The sequence below is a fragment of the Streptomyces sp. YIM S03343 genome (genome assembly GCF_054729195.1).
Map to the genome: position 1 here is coordinate 998,796 of NZ_JBPUKX010000002.1, position 14,543 is coordinate 1,013,338.

The window sequence follows — 14,543 nt, forward strand, 5'->3', positions numbered from 1 at the left end:
CGCTTTCATATGAATCGCACCAGTGTCGGACGCCCATGGCAGACACGCCCCTCACACCTGATCTCGCCCTGACCGCAAGGAAGTTGACCGCGAGGCCCATGAGACGGGCGGGCAGGGCGTGTTGTCCGAAAACGAGGGGGCGACGACGGCACCAGCGTTGACGGCGGAGACACGGTCCACCGATCCACCGATTGCCCCTGCCCCTGTCTACGGCACTCCCCCTCACCCGGGCAGTGCGAGGACATGACACCCCCAGGGCGCGAGCACCACATGCAGCCCCGGCCCGGCAAGTTGATCGCCGTCACGGTCGTACGTCCGCCCTGTCAGAAGGTCGGTGAGCCGGTGGGTACGGCCGCGCAGGTCGCCCCAGGGAAGCGGAACGAACCCCTGGGCGGGCCGCTCCGAGTAGTTGACGACGACGAGATGACGCGGGTGGCCGGGCCGCTGCTCCCAACTCCAGGCGAGCAGCTCACGATGGCTGTCGTCACCGGACACCGGCTCGGCGGACCGCAGGTGCCACTCGCCCGTCCGCACACCGGCCGCCACGGCGAGCAGTCGTCCGTAGAAGTCGCGCAGCCCGGTGTCGACCGGCTCCGGCGGACGCCGGGAGAGGAACACCGGCAGCCGCACCCGGCGGCCGTCGAACTGCCCCTCGTGCCAGAGGGTGGCGCCGGGCAGGGTGGCCACGGCGACGGCGGCGGCACGCCCCTTGTCGCCGGGAAAAGCTGCGGCGGCCCGGAGTTCGTCATGGTTCTCCAGGAACCGGACGAGGCCGCGCTGGTGGCCGGGCCCGGCCTGGAGGTGGGCGCGGACGGAGGCGGCGTCTTCGTCGCGGAGCCGGTCGTAGAGGCGTTTGTCGTAGCAGTGGTCGAATCCCTGCTGCTGGAGGGCGTGTTCGAGGTCCCAGTAGGCCTCGGCGACGAACAGCATCCCGGGATGCCGGGCCCTGACGCGCGGGACGACGTACGCCCAGAAGTCCTCCGCGGGCGCCCGCCCGGCACGCTCGCCCCAGGTCTTCGCGAACACGTCGTTCATCAGCAGCATCGCCATGTCGCAGCGCACGCCGTCGGCCTGGTCGCCGATCGAGGCGAGCGTGTCGACGGTCGCGTCACGCAGTTCCGGGCTGAAGGCGTCGAGCTGGACCACATCGGGCCAGGGCGGGAAGTACGGGTCCCGTCCCCGCGCGAACACCCGCTCCCCCACGGCGAGGAAGTCGCCGGGCGCGCCGACGAGTTCACCAGGGGTGCCCCGGAGGAAGCGGTCGGGATGCGCGCCGGTCCAGGGGTGATCGGGGGCCACATGGTTCGGGACATGGTCGACCACGAGCTTCGCTCCCCGTGCGGTGAGCCGGGCCCGCGCGGCAGCCAGCCCGGCGGGCCCGCCGAGGCGGTCGTCGACGACGTACTCGCGCACACAGTACGGCGATCCGACGACATCACCGTCGGTCACATCGGGCAGCGCGGCACGGAAGGACTCCCGCAGCGACGCATCGCGCAGGGCGATGCCGAGTCCGGCGGGGCTGCGCCGCCAGACCCCCATGAGCCAGACGGCGTCGACACCGGGCAGGACGACCTCGTCCCATGCCTCCTCGGGCACCTCCGCGAGCCCGACCCGCCGCCCGAGTCGCGCGCTCAACTCACCAACCCAGACGAGCGTGTTGATTTCATGGATCACCGTCACACCCGTCTCCTCCGCACCGCTCGGCAGCCCTCCCTCCAGCCTGCGACGGGGACGGCGGGGCCGCAACGACTGGGCCGCCGACCGGGGCAGGACGGGACGGCCGGGCAGAACCGGACCGGCCGGGGCAGAACCGGAATGGCCGAGGCAGAACCGGACCGGCCGGGGCAGAACCGGAATGGCCGACGGAGAACGGGGACGGCCGAGGGCCCCGCAGTCGCCGCCTCAGGGGCGGTGACGGCGGGGCCCCATGGCCCGTGCTGCCCGGTCAGTACGTGTGCAGGGTCAGGCCGTAGCGGTTGAGGATCTCGTTGATCGGCTGGAACCAGGTCTCGCCGCCGCTGGTGCAGTTGCCCCAGCCGCCGGAGGTGACGCCCTGGGCCTGATCGCCGCTGATGAACGAGCCGCCGGAGTCGCCGGGTTCGGCGCAGACGTTGGTCTTGGTCAGCTCGTGCACCGCGCCCTGGCTGTAGTTGACGGTCTCGTTGAGGGCGAGGACCGTGCCGCAGTGCCAGTGGGTGGTGGAACCGGAGCGGCAGATGGACGAGCCGACCGGCGCCACGGCCGAGCCGCGCACCAACTGGTCGGAGACCGTGCCCCAGCCGAGCACCACGGGTACCGTCCACCAGCCGCTGCCGACGTTCACCCAGGCGTAGTCGTTGTCGGGGAACGAGGAGCCCTGGAAGTTGCCGACGTAGGAGCCGTCCCAGCCGTAGACGGCGGCGTAGGGCGAGCCGCAGTGCCCGGCGGTGACGAAGCCGCCGTACACCGAGAACCCGATGGAGCAGCGGACGTTGCCCGTGTAGTACGGGTCGCCGCCGACCGTACCCGCGGCGAGGGTGCCCGACGCCTCGGCCACATACTTCACGGTGACGGGACCTGTCGCACGGGCCTGCTTCAGGAACTGCTGGACATCGTTGTCGGATCGCTGAGCGCGGACGACGTCGACGACGACGGTGCCCGCCTTCGGGTCGACGTACCAGCTGCGTACGCTCTTGGGTGCGGACAGCCGGTCGATGCGCGCCTTGGCCGCGTCGAGCTGCCGCGCGCTGTGCGGGACGGTGCTCAGTGTGGCGCCAGTGGCGCGGACCGCCGTACGGACGGCGGCGGAGGCGTCCGGGGTGACTGCCACGGTCAGGTGTCCGGTCTTCGCATCGAACCAGGAGCCGCCGTACGCCGCTCCGGCCGCCTTCTGCGCCTTGGGCGCGAGCGCGGTGGCCTTGTGCTCGGCCTTCAGACGGGCCTCGGCGGCGGTCTTGGTCAGTCCGAAGTCATGCTGCATGGCGGACACGAGACCGGCGGAGGCGGTGGGCTCCGCGGTGCCGGCACCGGCGGCGCTGCCGCTCGCCGCGGCGGGGAGGGTGCCCGCGGTCCAGCCGCCGAGCATGAGCAGTGCGGCCAGGCCGGCATGTATGAGTCGCTTGCGTCTCAAGGGAGTTACCCTTCGTCGTTCCAGCAAAGGTGGGGGTGGAACAGTCGGCGTCCAAGAGCGCTTTCAGGCCGTCTGAGAGCGCTTTCAGAAGCGGGCCAGAGCCTAGCGGTCACCTCCGAGTCAGGTCCATGCCAACGACACGGATTCCGCGAGCAGTTCGCCGGGGCGGGGTGCCGAGTCCGTCATTCCGGGACGAGTCCCGCCGGACACCGGAGACAAGACCTCCGCGACCTCGCTTGCCGCTGCTCCGGCGCCCGCTTAGCCTGACTTTGTGCCGCAAATAAACAAAGCCCGATCGCGCAGCGCCTCGCCGGGCAAGGACCGCCGCCTCACCCCGCTCCGTATCGCCCTCACCGTCTTCTTCGCCCTCGACGGTTTCGTGTTCGCCGGATGGGTCGTGCGCATCCCCGCGATCAAGCACCAGACCCATGCCTCCCCCGGGTCGCTCGGGCTCGCGCTGCTCGGTGTCTCCGCGGGGGCCGTCGTCACCATGACGCTCACCGGGCGGCTCTGCCGCCGCTTCGGCAGCCACGTCGTGACCGTCTGGTGCGCGGCGCTGCTCTCCGTCACCGTCGCCCTGCCCCCACTCACCCATTCGGCACTCACCCTCGGCGCCGTGCTGGTGCTCTTCGGCGCCGCCTACGGCTCGCTGAACGTCGCCTTCAACAGTGCCGCCGTCGATCTCGTGGCCGCGATGGGGCGGCCGGTCATGCCCAGTTTCCACGCGGCGTTCAGCCTCGGCGGCATGGTGGGCGCCGGGGCCGGCGGGCTGGTGGCGGGGTCGCTGTCACCCACCTGGCATCTGACCGGGCTGACCGTCATCGGGCTGGTCGTCACCGCCGTCGCCGGGCGCTTCCTCCTGCGGTACGACTCCCCCGCCCCGGCCCCGGCGACGGCGGCGGCGCCGGACACCACCACGGCTTCGCGCACACTCAACGCCGACAACCGCGGGCTCGTGATCGTGTTCGGTCTGATCGCGCTCTGCACCGCCTACGGCGAGGGCGCCCTGGCCGACTGGGGCGCCCTGCACCTCACCCAGGACCTGCACACCTCCCCCGGGCTTGCGGCGGCGGGCTACTCCTGTTTCGCGCTCGCCATGACCGTCGGACGGCTCAGCGGCACCACGCTCCTCGAACGGCTCGGCCGGTCCCGCACCGTGGTGGCTGGCGGCGCCACGGCTGCCGCCGGCATGCTGCTCGGCGCGCTCGCCCCGTCCGGGTGGGCCGTGCTGATCGGCTTCGCGGTCACCGGGCTCGGGCTCGCCAACATCTTCCCCGTCGCCGTTGAACGTGCCGGTGCCCTGGCCGGGCCGAGCGGCGTCGCCGTCGCGTCCACCCTCGGGTACGGCGGCATGCTCCTCGGGCCGCCCGCGATCGGCTTCATGGCCGAGTGGTTTTCCCTGCCGACCGCGCTGACCAGCGTCGCCGTGCTCGCCGCCGTGGCCGCGGTGATCGGCTTCCGGGCCCGGAACGCCGCCGCCGGGTGACGGTCGGCACGGTCCGGCAGAGTCTGGCGCGTCCCGTCGCGCCGTGGCACCGCGGCGGGACCGGCGCTACCAGGGGATGGGGGCGCCGTCCCGGAAGAAGCCGCCGCTGGGGCCGTCGTCGGGCAGCGTCGCCGCCCATACGACGCCTCGCGCGCCGTCCGCCACCGGGCGGCCGCCCGGGCCGCCCATGTCGGTGGCGACCCAGCCGGGGCACACGGAGTTGACGAGGATCCCGTGACCGCGCAGATCGGCCGCCAGCATCAGCGTCAGCGCGTTGAGGGCGGCCTTCGACACGGCGTACGCCGGTGTGCCGGCGCCCATGCCGGTGAGCGCCCCGGCGCCGCTGGAGACGTTGACGACGCGCGGGTGCGCGGCGCGTCTCAGCAGGGGCAGCAGCGCTTGCGTGGTGCGCCAGGCGCCGAAGAGATTCGTCTCAAGGGCCTCGTGCACGACGGCCAGGTCCGCGCTCGCCGGGCGCTGCCAGGTGTCGTAGTGGATCGCGGCGTTGTTGACGAGGACGTCGCACCTGCCCGGCTGAGACTCCGTCGCCGTCGCCGTCGCCGTCGCCAGGCGGCGGGCGAAGGCGGCCACCGACTCGTCGTCGTCCACGTCCAGTTCCGCCGGGACGACGTCGAGCCCGCTCGCCACCAGACGCTCCGCCGCCGCACGGCCGCCCCGGACGTTCCGTGCGGTGAGCACGACCGTGAACCCGCGCTCGGCCAGCTGGCGCACGACCTCCAGGCCGATGCCGCGGTTGGCGCCGGTGACCACCGCAACGCGACCGGTTCCGTCAGCCATCACGTGCCCTGTGAGACCGTCCGGCCCGTGTCCAGCCGGTCCAGCCGGTTCACGTGTGCCACATTTTCGCGGTCCTCGGCGTCCTGACCGGCCTCGGCGGTGAACCAGGCGTCGAGGATCTCCGTCAGCAGCGGCACGGACGTCAGCCGCAGACCGAGGGCGAGGACATTGGCGTCGTTCCAGCGGCGGGCGCCGGCGGCGGTGTAGGCGTCCGTGCACAGGGCCGCCCGGACACCGGGTACCTTGTTGGCGGCGATCGAGGCGCCGGTGCCGGTCCAGCAGCACACCACGGCCTGGTCCGACCGTCCCTCGGCGACATCACGGGCCGCCGCCTCGGAGCACACCGCCCACTGGGGGTCGTCCCCGGGGCGCAGCGCCCCGTGCGTCACCACCTCGTGACCGCGTTCGCGCAGCCGGGCGACGAGCGCGCGGGCAACAGGCTCGTCCATGTCCGAGGAGACAGAGATCCGCATGCGCCCGACGATAGCCGTTCCGGCGTCCCGGTGAGGGGCGCGTGATCCGCGCTTGCCGGCCCTGCGACGCGCTCCGTCCGGCAGACTCCTCGCATGAAGACTGCCGAGTTCGTACGGATCCTGGACCAGGAGGGCCGGTCCCTGGCCGCTGCCGCCGAGGAAGCGGGCATGGACGCCCGGGTGCCGCCCTGCCCCGGCTGGCAGGTGCGCGATCTGCTGCGGCACATCGGGTCGGTGCACCGCTGGGCCGCGGCGTTCGTCGCCGAGGGCCTCACCTCGTACCGGCCGGAAGAGGAGGCGCCCCCCGGCCTCGACAGGGCCGCACTGGCGTCCTGGTTCCAGGAAGGCCACCGGCGTCTCGTCGACACCCTCTCCTCCGCCGCCCCGGACGTGGCCTGCTGGCAGTTCATGCCCGCACCCTCGCCGCTGGCGTTCTGGGCACGGCGGCAGGCGCACGAGACGGCCGTGCACCGTGTCGACGCGGAGGCCGCACGCGGAGGTGAACGGAGCGTCATCCCGGTCGGGTTCGCCCTCGACGGCATCGACGAGCTCCTGTGCGGCTTCCACACCCGCACCAGGAGCCGGGTCCGCAGCGACCGCCCCCGGGTACTGCGGATACGGGCCACCGATGCGGACGACGAGGCGGGAGGCGCCGCGGTGTGGACCGTACGGCTGTCCACGGAGCCGCCGGTCACCGAGCGGGGCGAGGTGGAGGAGGCCTACACGGAGATCAGCGGCCCCGCCGACGAGTTGTATCTGGCGCTGTGGAACCGGCTGCCGCTGCCCAAGGTGTCCGGTGACCCCTCCCTGGCCGAACTGTGGCGGGAGAAGTCGGCGATCGGCTGACGGGCGCCAGCCTTCCGAGCAGCCGAGACCAAGTCGGGCGCGGGGCGGCCGAGCTGACGTTCTGTCAGTGCCGATGGCCCCGCCGCCAGCTCGGTCCAGCTGGCCCGCTCAGCCCAGCCAGCCTGGTCGTACCAGCCCCGACTCATAGGCCAGCACGACGAGTTGGGCGCGGTCGCGGGCGCCGAGCTTGACCATCGTGCGGCTCACATGGGTCTTCGCGGTGAGCGGGCTGACCACCAGACGGCGGGCGATCTCCTCGTTGGACAGACCGATGCCGACGAGCGCCATCACCTCCCGTTCCCGCTCGGTCAGCCTGGCGAGGGCGCCCACGGCCGCCGGTTCCTTGGAACGGGCCGCGAACTCGGCGATCAGCCGCCGGGTCACCCCCGGCGACAGCAGCGCATCGCCCTCGACCACCGCCCGCACCGCGCGCAGGAGTTCGTCAGGCTCGGTGTCCTTCACCAGAAATCCGGAGGCACCGGAGCGGATCGCCTCGAAGACGTACTCGTCGAGCTCGAACGTGGTGAGGATGATCACCTTCACGTCCTGGAGCTCGGCGTCCTCGTCTATGTGCCGGGTCGCGGCCAGACCGTCCACCACAGGCATCCGGATGTCCATCAGGACGACGTCGGGGCCCAGTTCGCGAACCCTGCGCAAAGCCTCCTCACCGTCGGCGGCCTCTCCCACGACCTCGATGTCCAGCTGCGCGTCCAGCAGCGCCCGGAAGCCTGCCCGGACCAGCGACTGGTCGTCGGCGAGCAGTACACGGATCACCGGCCGCCCTCCTTACCCCTGACCTCGCCCTCGTCCCCGCCCTCTCGCGCGCCGTCGGCGCGCGCGGAGTGCCGAGTGCCGTTCCGGGGCCGCACCGGCAGCACGGCCAGCACCCGCCAGCCGCCGTCCGCACGCGGTCCCGCCTCGATCGTGCCACCGAGGGCGGCCGCCCGCTCGCGCATCCCGGCCAGGCCGTTGCCGCTGCCACCCGCGTCGGCGCCGGTCGCGGGGCCGTCGTCGTCGATTCTCAGGCGCAGCAGCACCGCCCCGTCGTCGTGGCCGATCCGCACCCGAGCGTGCCGCGAGCCCGAGTGCCGTACGACGTTGGTGAGCGCCTCCTGGACGATCCGGAAGGCCGCGAGGTCCGTGCCCGGTGGCAGAGGCGGTGGCTCGCCCTCCACCTCGACCGTGAGTCCGGCGCTAGCCGCCTGCTCGACCAGCTCGGGCAGCCGGTCCAGCCCGGGCGCCGGAGTGCGCGGCACGTCCCCCGGCGTACGCAGGGTGTTCAGCACCTGCCGCACCTCTCCTAGCGCCTCCTTGCTGGCGGCCTTGATGGTGGTGAGCGCCGTACGCGCCTGCTCCGGGTCGGAGTCGAGGAGGGCGAGTCCGACACCCGCCTGCACATTGATCACCGAAATGCTGTGCGCCAGGACGTCATGCAGCTCGCGGGCGATCCGCAGCCGCTCCTCGTCGGCCCGGCGACGTGCGGCCCGGGCCCGTTCGGCACGCTCCCGCGCCCACTGCTCGCGCCGGAACCTGATCAGCTCGGCGAACGTCACGGCCGCCACCACCCAGGTGGCGACGACGATCTCCTGAGCGAGCGGCACCCGTCCGTCCCCGCTCGGCGGCAGCCAGCGGTACAGCCACTGCGAGACCAGCAGATACACCGCCCACAGCATGCCGACCGCCGCCCAGGCGGCCCGGCGGTGCCCGGCGGCCACGGCGGCGAAACAGGCCACGGCGACCGCGAGGAACACCGGCCCGTACGGGTACCCGGCGCCCACATAGACCGCAGCCACCCCCGCCGACCCGAACACCACGGCCACCGGGTGGCGGTGCCGCCACAGCAGCAGCCCCGAGGCCGCGAGGATCAGCAGCCGTGCGGAGACGTCGAGCGGGGCCCGCTGGCCCTGCTGGGCGTGCGCCGCGAAGTTCGAACCGATCAGCACGAACGCGGTGATCAGCACGGTGGAACGCCACGGCCACCGCGCGGCGGCTGTGTCCGTCTCCGCACCCGTCTCCACGCCCGTTTCCGCGCCCGTGTACTCGGCGCGGTCCCGCCACGGCGGGCCGCCGTACCGCCACCGCCAGGGCGGGCCGCCGTGCCGCCTCCGCCATGGCGGGCCGCCGTCCCCGGCCATGTGCTGCTCCTCCATGACGGCCACGCTAGACGCGGGCCGCCACGGGTGGCGTCCGCCGAGCGGGGTGATCATCCGTACTCCCCGAGAAGTACGGCCGCCTGACGGCCCTGGGCAGGTCCCCGCCGTACGGTCTCTCCCCGCCCCGCGCCGACCAGCCCCGCTCCGGGTGGACCAGGACCGCCTCGCGTCGCGCGCGATACCGACACATCCCGGTGCAAACTGCTCTTGAACGAGAGCACTGCTCACCCAAGAGTGACCCCAGGCACATTCCACCCCTGGACCACCTCCGGAGGCCCAGCCATGCCCACACCCGCATCCGCCCCGATCCCCACTCCCGGCCCCCGCCCCCAGCACATCCAGAAGCCCGGCTGGTTCACCGTCAACGTCGTCAATCGCGCCGTCGCCTGGCTCACCCGCCGCGGCGTCAGCGTGTGGGGCTCCCGTGTCCTGGCGGTCCGCGGGCGCAAGAGCGGCGAATGGCGGACGACACCTGTCAACCTCCTGAACGTGGGCGGCCGCCAATACCTCGTCGCGCCGCGCGGCCACGTCCAGTGGACCCGCAACATGCGCGCGGCGGGCGGCGGGGAACTGCGCCTCGGCAAGCGGGTGGACGCGTTCACGGCCACCGAGGTCGCTGACGACGACAAGACACCGATCCTGCGCGCCTACCTCAAGCGCTGGAAGGCCGAGGTCGGCGCGTTCTTCGACGGCGTCGGCCCGGACTCGTCCGACGCCGAGCTGCGCCGTATCGCCCCCGACCACCCGGTCTTCCGCATCACGGGCACGAACTGAGTTTCACGGACTGACGATCAAGAACGGACGCTCACGGACCGACCTCACAGACCCACCGTCACGCACGGCCCGTCACGAGCGACGAGCCCACTCTCACGAGTCGCCCGCGCCGGCCACCGCGCCCTCCGCCGTCTCTCCCCCGTCACCGGCGCCCGCCGCACCCCCGGCACGCGCGTCGGACGTCACGCCCGGCTCCGCACGGCGGTCCAGCCGGGTCAGGGCACGCTGGGCCAGCGGATGGGTGCGGACGAGTTCACCCAGGGTCGTCACGCCCTGGGTGATCTCCTTGAACGCCCGCCAGGCCGGACGGAAACCGGTCAGGGCGGCGTGGAAGAGCCCCGGGCGGCGTTCGAACACCGCCAGCATCCGCTTGCCGACGCTCATCTCGACACCCAGGCCCGCCTTGACGGCGAAGGCGTAGTTCAGCGCCTGCCGCCGGGTGTCCACCGCGTCGTGGGCCTCGGAGATCCGCACGGCCCACTCCCCCGCGAGCCGCCCCGACCGCAGCGCGAACGAGATGCCCTCCCGGGTCCACGGTTCGAGCAGCCCGGCCGCGTCCCCGCACACCAGCACCCGCCCCCTCGACAGCGGCGAGTCGTCGGCGCGACAGCGCGTCAGATGACCGGAGGAGATGCTCGGCTCGAACCCGGCGAGGCCCAGCCGGGCGACGAAATCCTCCAGATAATGCTTGGTCGCCGCGCCCTCGCCACGGGCCGAGATGACACCGACCGTCAGGGTGCCGCCCTTGGGGAACACCCAGCCGTAGCTGCCCGGCATCGGCCCCCAGTCGATGAGCACACGTCCCTTCCAGTCCTCAGCGACGGGCTCCGGAACCGGGATCTCCACCTCCAGGCCGAGGTCGACCTGGTCGAGCTTCACCCCGACATGCGCCCCTATGCGGCTGGCACTGCCGTCGGCGCCCACGACCGCGTGGGCAAGAATCGTCTCCCCGCCCTGGAGCACCACGGCCACCGTGCGCCGGTCGGGCACCGCCGAGCCGTGCTGCTCGACCCGCTGCACGGCCGCACCGGTCCGCAGCTCCGCGCCCGCCTTCTGCGCGTGCTCCACCAGTTGCTGGTCGAACTCGGGCCGGTTGATCAGGCCGAACAGCATCTGCTTGGAGCGGCGCGTACGGGTGAAACGGCCGTTGTGGGAGAAGGTGACCGCGTGCACCCGGTCCCGCAGCGGCAGTTCGAAGCCGGGTGGCAGGGAGTCCCTCGACGGTCCGATGATGCCGCCGCCGCATGTCTTGTAGCGGGGCAGTTCCGCCTTCTCCAGCAGGAGCACGCTGCGCCCCGCGACCGCCGCCGCGTAGGCGGCCGATGCCCCCGCCGGTCCCGCGCCCACCACGACGACGTCCCACACCCGCCGCACGTCGTCCGCCGAAGAGTTCTCGCTGCTCACCAAGGTCCGCTGCTCCCGATCAAGGTGCCTGCCGCTCCTGTCTCCCGCATCCTACGGCGGCTGGCGATCAAGCCGCTGTGGCAGGATCGGCACCGTATGAGCCCCGCGCACACGTACGACAGCTACGCACATGTGCTCGCAGACTCACACGGACACCACGAACACCACACGTAGTACGGAAGTATCCGGAAGCACGCGAAGCCCTCGCCGTACGAGGACGCACGAGGACGCACGAGGACGCAGGACGACGTACGGGGACGTACAACGCAGTGCGACACCGCACCGCGCGACACGTCGCCGTACGTACGACGGCGCTCTCCGCCCGAGGGGGCCCGGCGTGCTCCTCCGGTACACCGGTACAACGTCGCACCCACAAGGAGCGTGCCCATGTCGCCGCATCCGGTCGCACAGACCGTCGCCTCACTGATGCCCCGGGCGAAGGCGGAGCTCACCGAACTGGTGGCCTTCAAGTCGGTGGCAGACTTCGACCAGTTCCCCCGGAGCGAGAGCGAGGGCGCCGCGAACTGGGTCGCCGACGCGCTGCGCGCCGAGGGTTTCCAGGACGTGGCCCTGCTCGACACCCCCGACGGCACACAGTCGGTCTACGGCTTTCTGCCCGGCCCCGAGGGCGCCAGGACCGTCCTGCTCTACGCCCACTACGACGTGCAGCCTCCGCTGGACGAGGCCGGCTGGACGACCCCGCCCTTCGAGCTGACCGAGCGGGACGGACGCTGGTACGGCCGCGGCACCGCCGACTGCAAAGGCGGTGTGATCATGCACCTGCTCGCACTGCGTGCCCTGAAGGCCAACGGCGGCGTCCCGGTGAACGTCAAGGTGATCGCGGAGGGCTCGGAGGAGCAGGGCACCGGCGGTCTCGAGCAGTACGCCGAGGCACACCCCGAACTGCTCACCGCCGACACGATCGTCATCGGCGACACCGGCAACTTCAGTTGCGGCCTGCCGACGGTCACCTCGACGCTGCGCGGCATGACCCTGGTGCGGGTGCGGATCGACACCCTCGAGGGCAATCTGCACTCGGGCCAGTTCGGCGGTGCCGCGCCCGACGCGCTGGCCGCGCTGATCCGCGTGCTGGACTCGCTGCGCACCGAGGACGGCTCCACGGCCGTCGACGGGCTGCCCGGCGACACCGCGTGGGACGGACTGGCCTACGCCGACGAGCAGTTCCGTGCGGACGCCAAGGTGCTCGACGGCGTGGAGCTGATCGGCTCCGGCACAGTCGCCGACCGTGTCTGGGCGCGGCCCGCGGTGACGGTCCTCGGCATCGACTGCCCGCCGGTCGTCGGTGCCACGCCGTCGGTGCAGGCGAGCGCCCGCGCCCTGGTCAGCCTGCGGGTGCCGCCGGGCGTCGACGCGGGCGAGGCCAGCAAGCTGCTGGAGGCCCATCTGGTGGCGCACACCCCGTGGGGCGCTCAGGTCACCACCGAGCAGATCGGGCAGGGCCAGGCGTTCCGCGCGGACACCACCAGCCCGGCGTACCAGGCGATGGCCGACGCGATGGCGGTCGCGTACCCCGGCCAGGAGATGCAGTACGCCGGTGAGGGCGGTTCCATCCCGCTCTGCAACACGCTGGCCACCCTCTACCCGGAGGCGGAGATCCTGCTCATCGGCCTGAGCGAGCCGGAGGCGAAGATCCACGCCGTCAACGAGAGCGTGTCCCCGGACGAGCTGGAGCGTCTGTCGGTGGCGGAGGCGCTGTTCCTGAGCAACTACGCGGCCGGCTGATCACGGCTGCGGCTGCCGTTGCGGCCGCAGCTACGGCTACGGCTACGGCTACGGCTACGGCTACGGCTACGGCTACGGCTACGGCTACGGCTACGGCTACGGCTACGGCAGGACAACGGCCCGGTGCCGGGTGACCACACCCTCGACTTCCCGGCACCGGCAACCGGGGCCTCCGCCCGCCCTCACCCGGGGCGGCCCGGAGACCCCGCCACCGCGCTCCCGCCGTCAGCCGACCGGAACCCCGGCCTCCAGGTACAGCGCCTTCCCGCGCTCCCGGGCGCGCAGCGCCCAGCGCAGCCGCTCGTAGCGGACCGGGGGCAGCAGTTCGGCGGCCTCGGCCTCGCTGACGAAGCGCCAGGCACGCAGTTCCGGACCCGGCAGCGTCAGCCGTCCGGCGTCGGCGGTGCCGAGGCGGCCGCCGTCGAACAGCAGGCGCAGGCCGCCGTAGCCGGGGGGCGCGGGCCGTTCCCAGTCCACGACCAGCAGCCTGGGCACCTCGTCGAGCCGTATCCCGGTCTCCTCGGCGACCTCGCGCATGCCCGCGCGCGCGGGCGCCTCGCCGGGCTCGACGACGCCGCCGGGGAACTCCCAGCCCGCCTTGTAGGTGGGGTCGACGAGCAGCACACGGTCCTGCTCGTCGAAGAGCAGCACCCCGGCGGCGAGGGTCTCGGCGCTGGGTTCCGGGGTCTGCACGATGTCGCACGGGGGGACCTCGCCGTCGCGGACGGCCTCGGCGATGCGTACGGCGGTCTCGTACGGGGTGAGGGCACCGGTGTCGACGGGATGGGAGTCGGCGGTGAGCCAGGCGGCGAGAGCGTGGCGGTACGGCTCGATCTGGTCGTAGGACCACTGACGCACGCGTATCTCGCCGTCGGGGAGGTCCGGGGGTATCGCGCGGTTGGATATTCGCTCACGCAGGATCGTTTCGGCCGGGGCCAGCAGGATGTGCCGGACCGGAATCCTGCGGGCTGCGAGACCGCCGAAGATTTCGTCGCGGTAGTCCTGGCGGAGCAGGGTCATGGGAACCACGAGGGTCCCGCCGAGTTCGGTGAGCATCGCGGCCGCGGTGTCGATGACGAGCCGCCGCCAGATCGGGAGGTCCCGGTAGTCGCCGGCCTCCGCGAGGCGTTTGGCCGGCAGCAGGTGTGTCAGTGCTCCACCGATCACCTCGGGGTCGAAGAGCGCGCTGTTCGGGATCAGGTCGATCAGTTCCCGTGCGGTGGTGGACTTCCCCGCGCCGAACGCACCGTTGATCCAGACGATCACGGTTCCCCCTCGTGTATTGGACCCCTGTGGCTTGCCCGCTCCACCCTGCCACGAAAACCAGGCCCAGTTGAGGGGTGGCCAAGGCGCCGGTGTCCCCGTGTCGTCCCAGGGGCACCGGCGCCGTACGTCCATCACCGTCAGGCGTTCTTCCGCGGCTCGGCGCCGCCGGACGTCCTGCCGGGGGCTCCCCCCGTCAGGCGGTCCGTCCGGCCGAGCCGTCATCGACCACGGCGGGGGCCTCCTGGACGAAGGGCTGGTCCGGGGCCCCGACGGTGTCCTTGACGTCGACATCACCGAGCACGGCGTGGTGGTCGGAGTGCGATGGGCTGATCGCCGCGACGACGAACCCGGTGGCGAGGGAGGCGATGGCAAGCATGCTGCGCTTCTTCATACCCGCCTCAACTGCCGGAAGCGTCCAGGGGTCACGCCCCTCCCAGACCCCCACCCCCACATGAGCGCGACACCCCGCAGCCAACCCACGACCGCCACCC

Annotated in this window: 13 protein-coding genes; 4 read left to right on the top strand and 9 right to left on the bottom strand. The window is 72.4% G+C overall.

Going from position 1 to position 14,543, the window contains the following annotated elements; all coding sequences use genetic code 11:
• Positions 1–222: 222 nt before the first annotated feature.
• Entirely contained in the window at positions 223–1,680 is a 1,458-nt protein-coding gene (locus ACSYGN_RS40250) for an alpha-amylase (protein ID WP_460405645.1), read from the bottom strand.
• A gap of 265 nt (positions 1,681–1,945) precedes the next feature.
• Positions 1,946–3,109 carry a S1 family peptidase gene (locus ACSYGN_RS40255; protein WP_460405647.1) on the bottom strand — a complete coding sequence of 388 codons (1,164 nt, stop codon included), beginning with the start codon at positions 3,107–3,109 and terminating at the stop codon, positions 1,946–1,948.
• A gap of 271 nt (positions 3,110–3,380) precedes the next feature.
• Between ACSYGN_RS40255 and ACSYGN_RS40260 the strand changes: the two genes are divergently transcribed.
• Complete coding sequence (locus ACSYGN_RS40260; RefSeq protein WP_460405649.1) at positions 3,381–4,595, top strand: MFS transporter; 1,215 nt, start codon at positions 3,381–3,383, stop codon at positions 4,593–4,595.
• 66 nt (positions 4,596–4,661) lie between these two features.
• Here ACSYGN_RS40260 and ACSYGN_RS40265 read toward each other — a convergent pair whose 3' ends face one another.
• Positions 4,662–5,393 (bottom strand): SDR family oxidoreductase, encoded by a 732-nt coding sequence (locus ACSYGN_RS40265; RefSeq protein WP_460405651.1) that lies wholly within the window; start codon positions 5,391–5,393, stop codon positions 4,662–4,664.
• A complete protein-coding gene (locus ACSYGN_RS40270) occupies positions 5,393–5,866 on the bottom strand; it encodes an RpiB/LacA/LacB family sugar-phosphate isomerase (protein ID WP_460405653.1) in 474 nt (157 codons plus the stop codon). The genes ACSYGN_RS40265 and ACSYGN_RS40270 overlap by 1 nt, the downstream gene beginning before the upstream one ends.
• A 93-nt stretch (positions 5,867–5,959) precedes the next feature.
• Here ACSYGN_RS40270 and ACSYGN_RS40275 point away from each other — a divergent pair, with 93 nt between their 5' ends.
• Positions 5,960–6,712: a maleylpyruvate isomerase family mycothiol-dependent enzyme gene (locus ACSYGN_RS40275; protein ID WP_460405655.1), complete on the top strand. Its 753-nt coding sequence runs from the start codon at positions 5,960–5,962 to the stop codon at positions 6,710–6,712.
• A 108-nt stretch (positions 6,713–6,820) separates the two neighbouring features.
• Here ACSYGN_RS40275 and ACSYGN_RS40280 read toward each other — a convergent pair whose 3' ends face one another.
• On the bottom strand, positions 6,821–7,486 hold the full coding sequence (locus tag ACSYGN_RS40280) for a response regulator transcription factor (protein WP_460405657.1): 666 nt from the start codon (positions 7,484–7,486) through the stop codon (positions 6,821–6,823).
• Positions 7,483–8,862, bottom strand: coding sequence for a sensor histidine kinase (locus ACSYGN_RS40285; protein ID WP_460405659.1), 1,380 nt, complete (start codon positions 8,860–8,862; stop codon positions 7,483–7,485). The genes ACSYGN_RS40280 and ACSYGN_RS40285 overlap by 4 nt, the downstream gene beginning before the upstream one ends.
• Before the next feature lie 285 nt (positions 8,863–9,147).
• Between ACSYGN_RS40285 and ACSYGN_RS40290 the strand changes: the two genes are divergently transcribed.
• Positions 9,148–9,639: a nitroreductase family deazaflavin-dependent oxidoreductase gene (locus ACSYGN_RS40290; protein ID WP_460405661.1), complete on the top strand. Its 492-nt coding sequence runs from the start codon at positions 9,148–9,150 to the stop codon at positions 9,637–9,639.
• A gap of 93 nt (positions 9,640–9,732) precedes the next feature.
• Here ACSYGN_RS40290 and ACSYGN_RS40295 read toward each other — a convergent pair whose 3' ends face one another.
• A complete protein-coding gene (locus ACSYGN_RS40295) occupies positions 9,733–11,043 on the bottom strand; it encodes a geranylgeranyl reductase family protein (RefSeq protein ID WP_460405663.1) in 1,311 nt (436 codons plus the stop codon).
• Positions 11,044–11,430: 387 nt separating this feature from the next.
• Between ACSYGN_RS40295 and ACSYGN_RS40300 the strand changes: the two genes are divergently transcribed.
• On the top strand, positions 11,431–12,786 hold the full coding sequence (locus ACSYGN_RS40300) for a M20/M25/M40 family metallo-hydrolase (RefSeq protein ID WP_460405666.1): 1,356 nt from the start codon (positions 11,431–11,433) through the stop codon (positions 12,784–12,786).
• A 225-nt stretch (positions 12,787–13,011) separates the two neighbouring features.
• Here the strand turns inward: ACSYGN_RS40300 and ACSYGN_RS40305 are convergent, their stop codons facing one another.
• Complete coding sequence (locus ACSYGN_RS40305; RefSeq protein WP_460405668.1) at positions 13,012–14,052, bottom strand: NUDIX hydrolase; 1,041 nt, start codon at positions 14,050–14,052, stop codon at positions 13,012–13,014.
• Positions 14,053–14,245: 193 nt separating this feature from the next.
• Positions 14,246–14,443, bottom strand: a complete 198-nt coding sequence (locus tag ACSYGN_RS40310) for a hypothetical protein (protein WP_460405670.1) — start codon at positions 14,441–14,443, stop codon at positions 14,246–14,248.
• Between the last annotated feature and the right edge of the window lie 100 nt (positions 14,444–14,543).

What these genes read in the sequence shown, in the direction of transcription:
- ACSYGN_RS40265 (WP_460405651.1), bottom strand. Translation starts at nt 5,393, where the DNA reads ATGGCTGACGGAACCGGTCGCGTTGCGGTGGTCACCGGCGCCAACCGC.
- ACSYGN_RS40270 (WP_460405653.1), bottom strand. Translation starts at nt 5,866, where the DNA reads ATGCGGATCTCTGTCTCCTCGGACATGGACGAGCCTGTTGCCCGCGCG.
- ACSYGN_RS40275 (WP_460405655.1), top strand. Translation starts at nt 5,960, where the DNA reads ATGAAGACTGCCGAGTTCGTACGGATCCTGGACCAGGAGGGCCGGTCC.
- ACSYGN_RS40285 (WP_460405659.1), bottom strand. Translation starts at nt 8,862, where the DNA reads ATGGAGGAGCAGCACATGGCCGGGGACGGCGGCCCGCCATGGCGGAGG.
- ACSYGN_RS40290 (WP_460405661.1), top strand. Translation starts at nt 9,148, where the DNA reads ATGCCCACACCCGCATCCGCCCCGATCCCCACTCCCGGCCCCCGCCCC.
- ACSYGN_RS40300 (WP_460405666.1), top strand. Translation starts at nt 11,431, where the DNA reads ATGTCGCCGCATCCGGTCGCACAGACCGTCGCCTCACTGATGCCCCGG.
- ACSYGN_RS40310 (WP_460405670.1), bottom strand. Translation starts at nt 14,443, where the DNA reads ATGAAGAAGCGCAGCATGCTTGCCATCGCCTCCCTCGCCACCGGGTTC.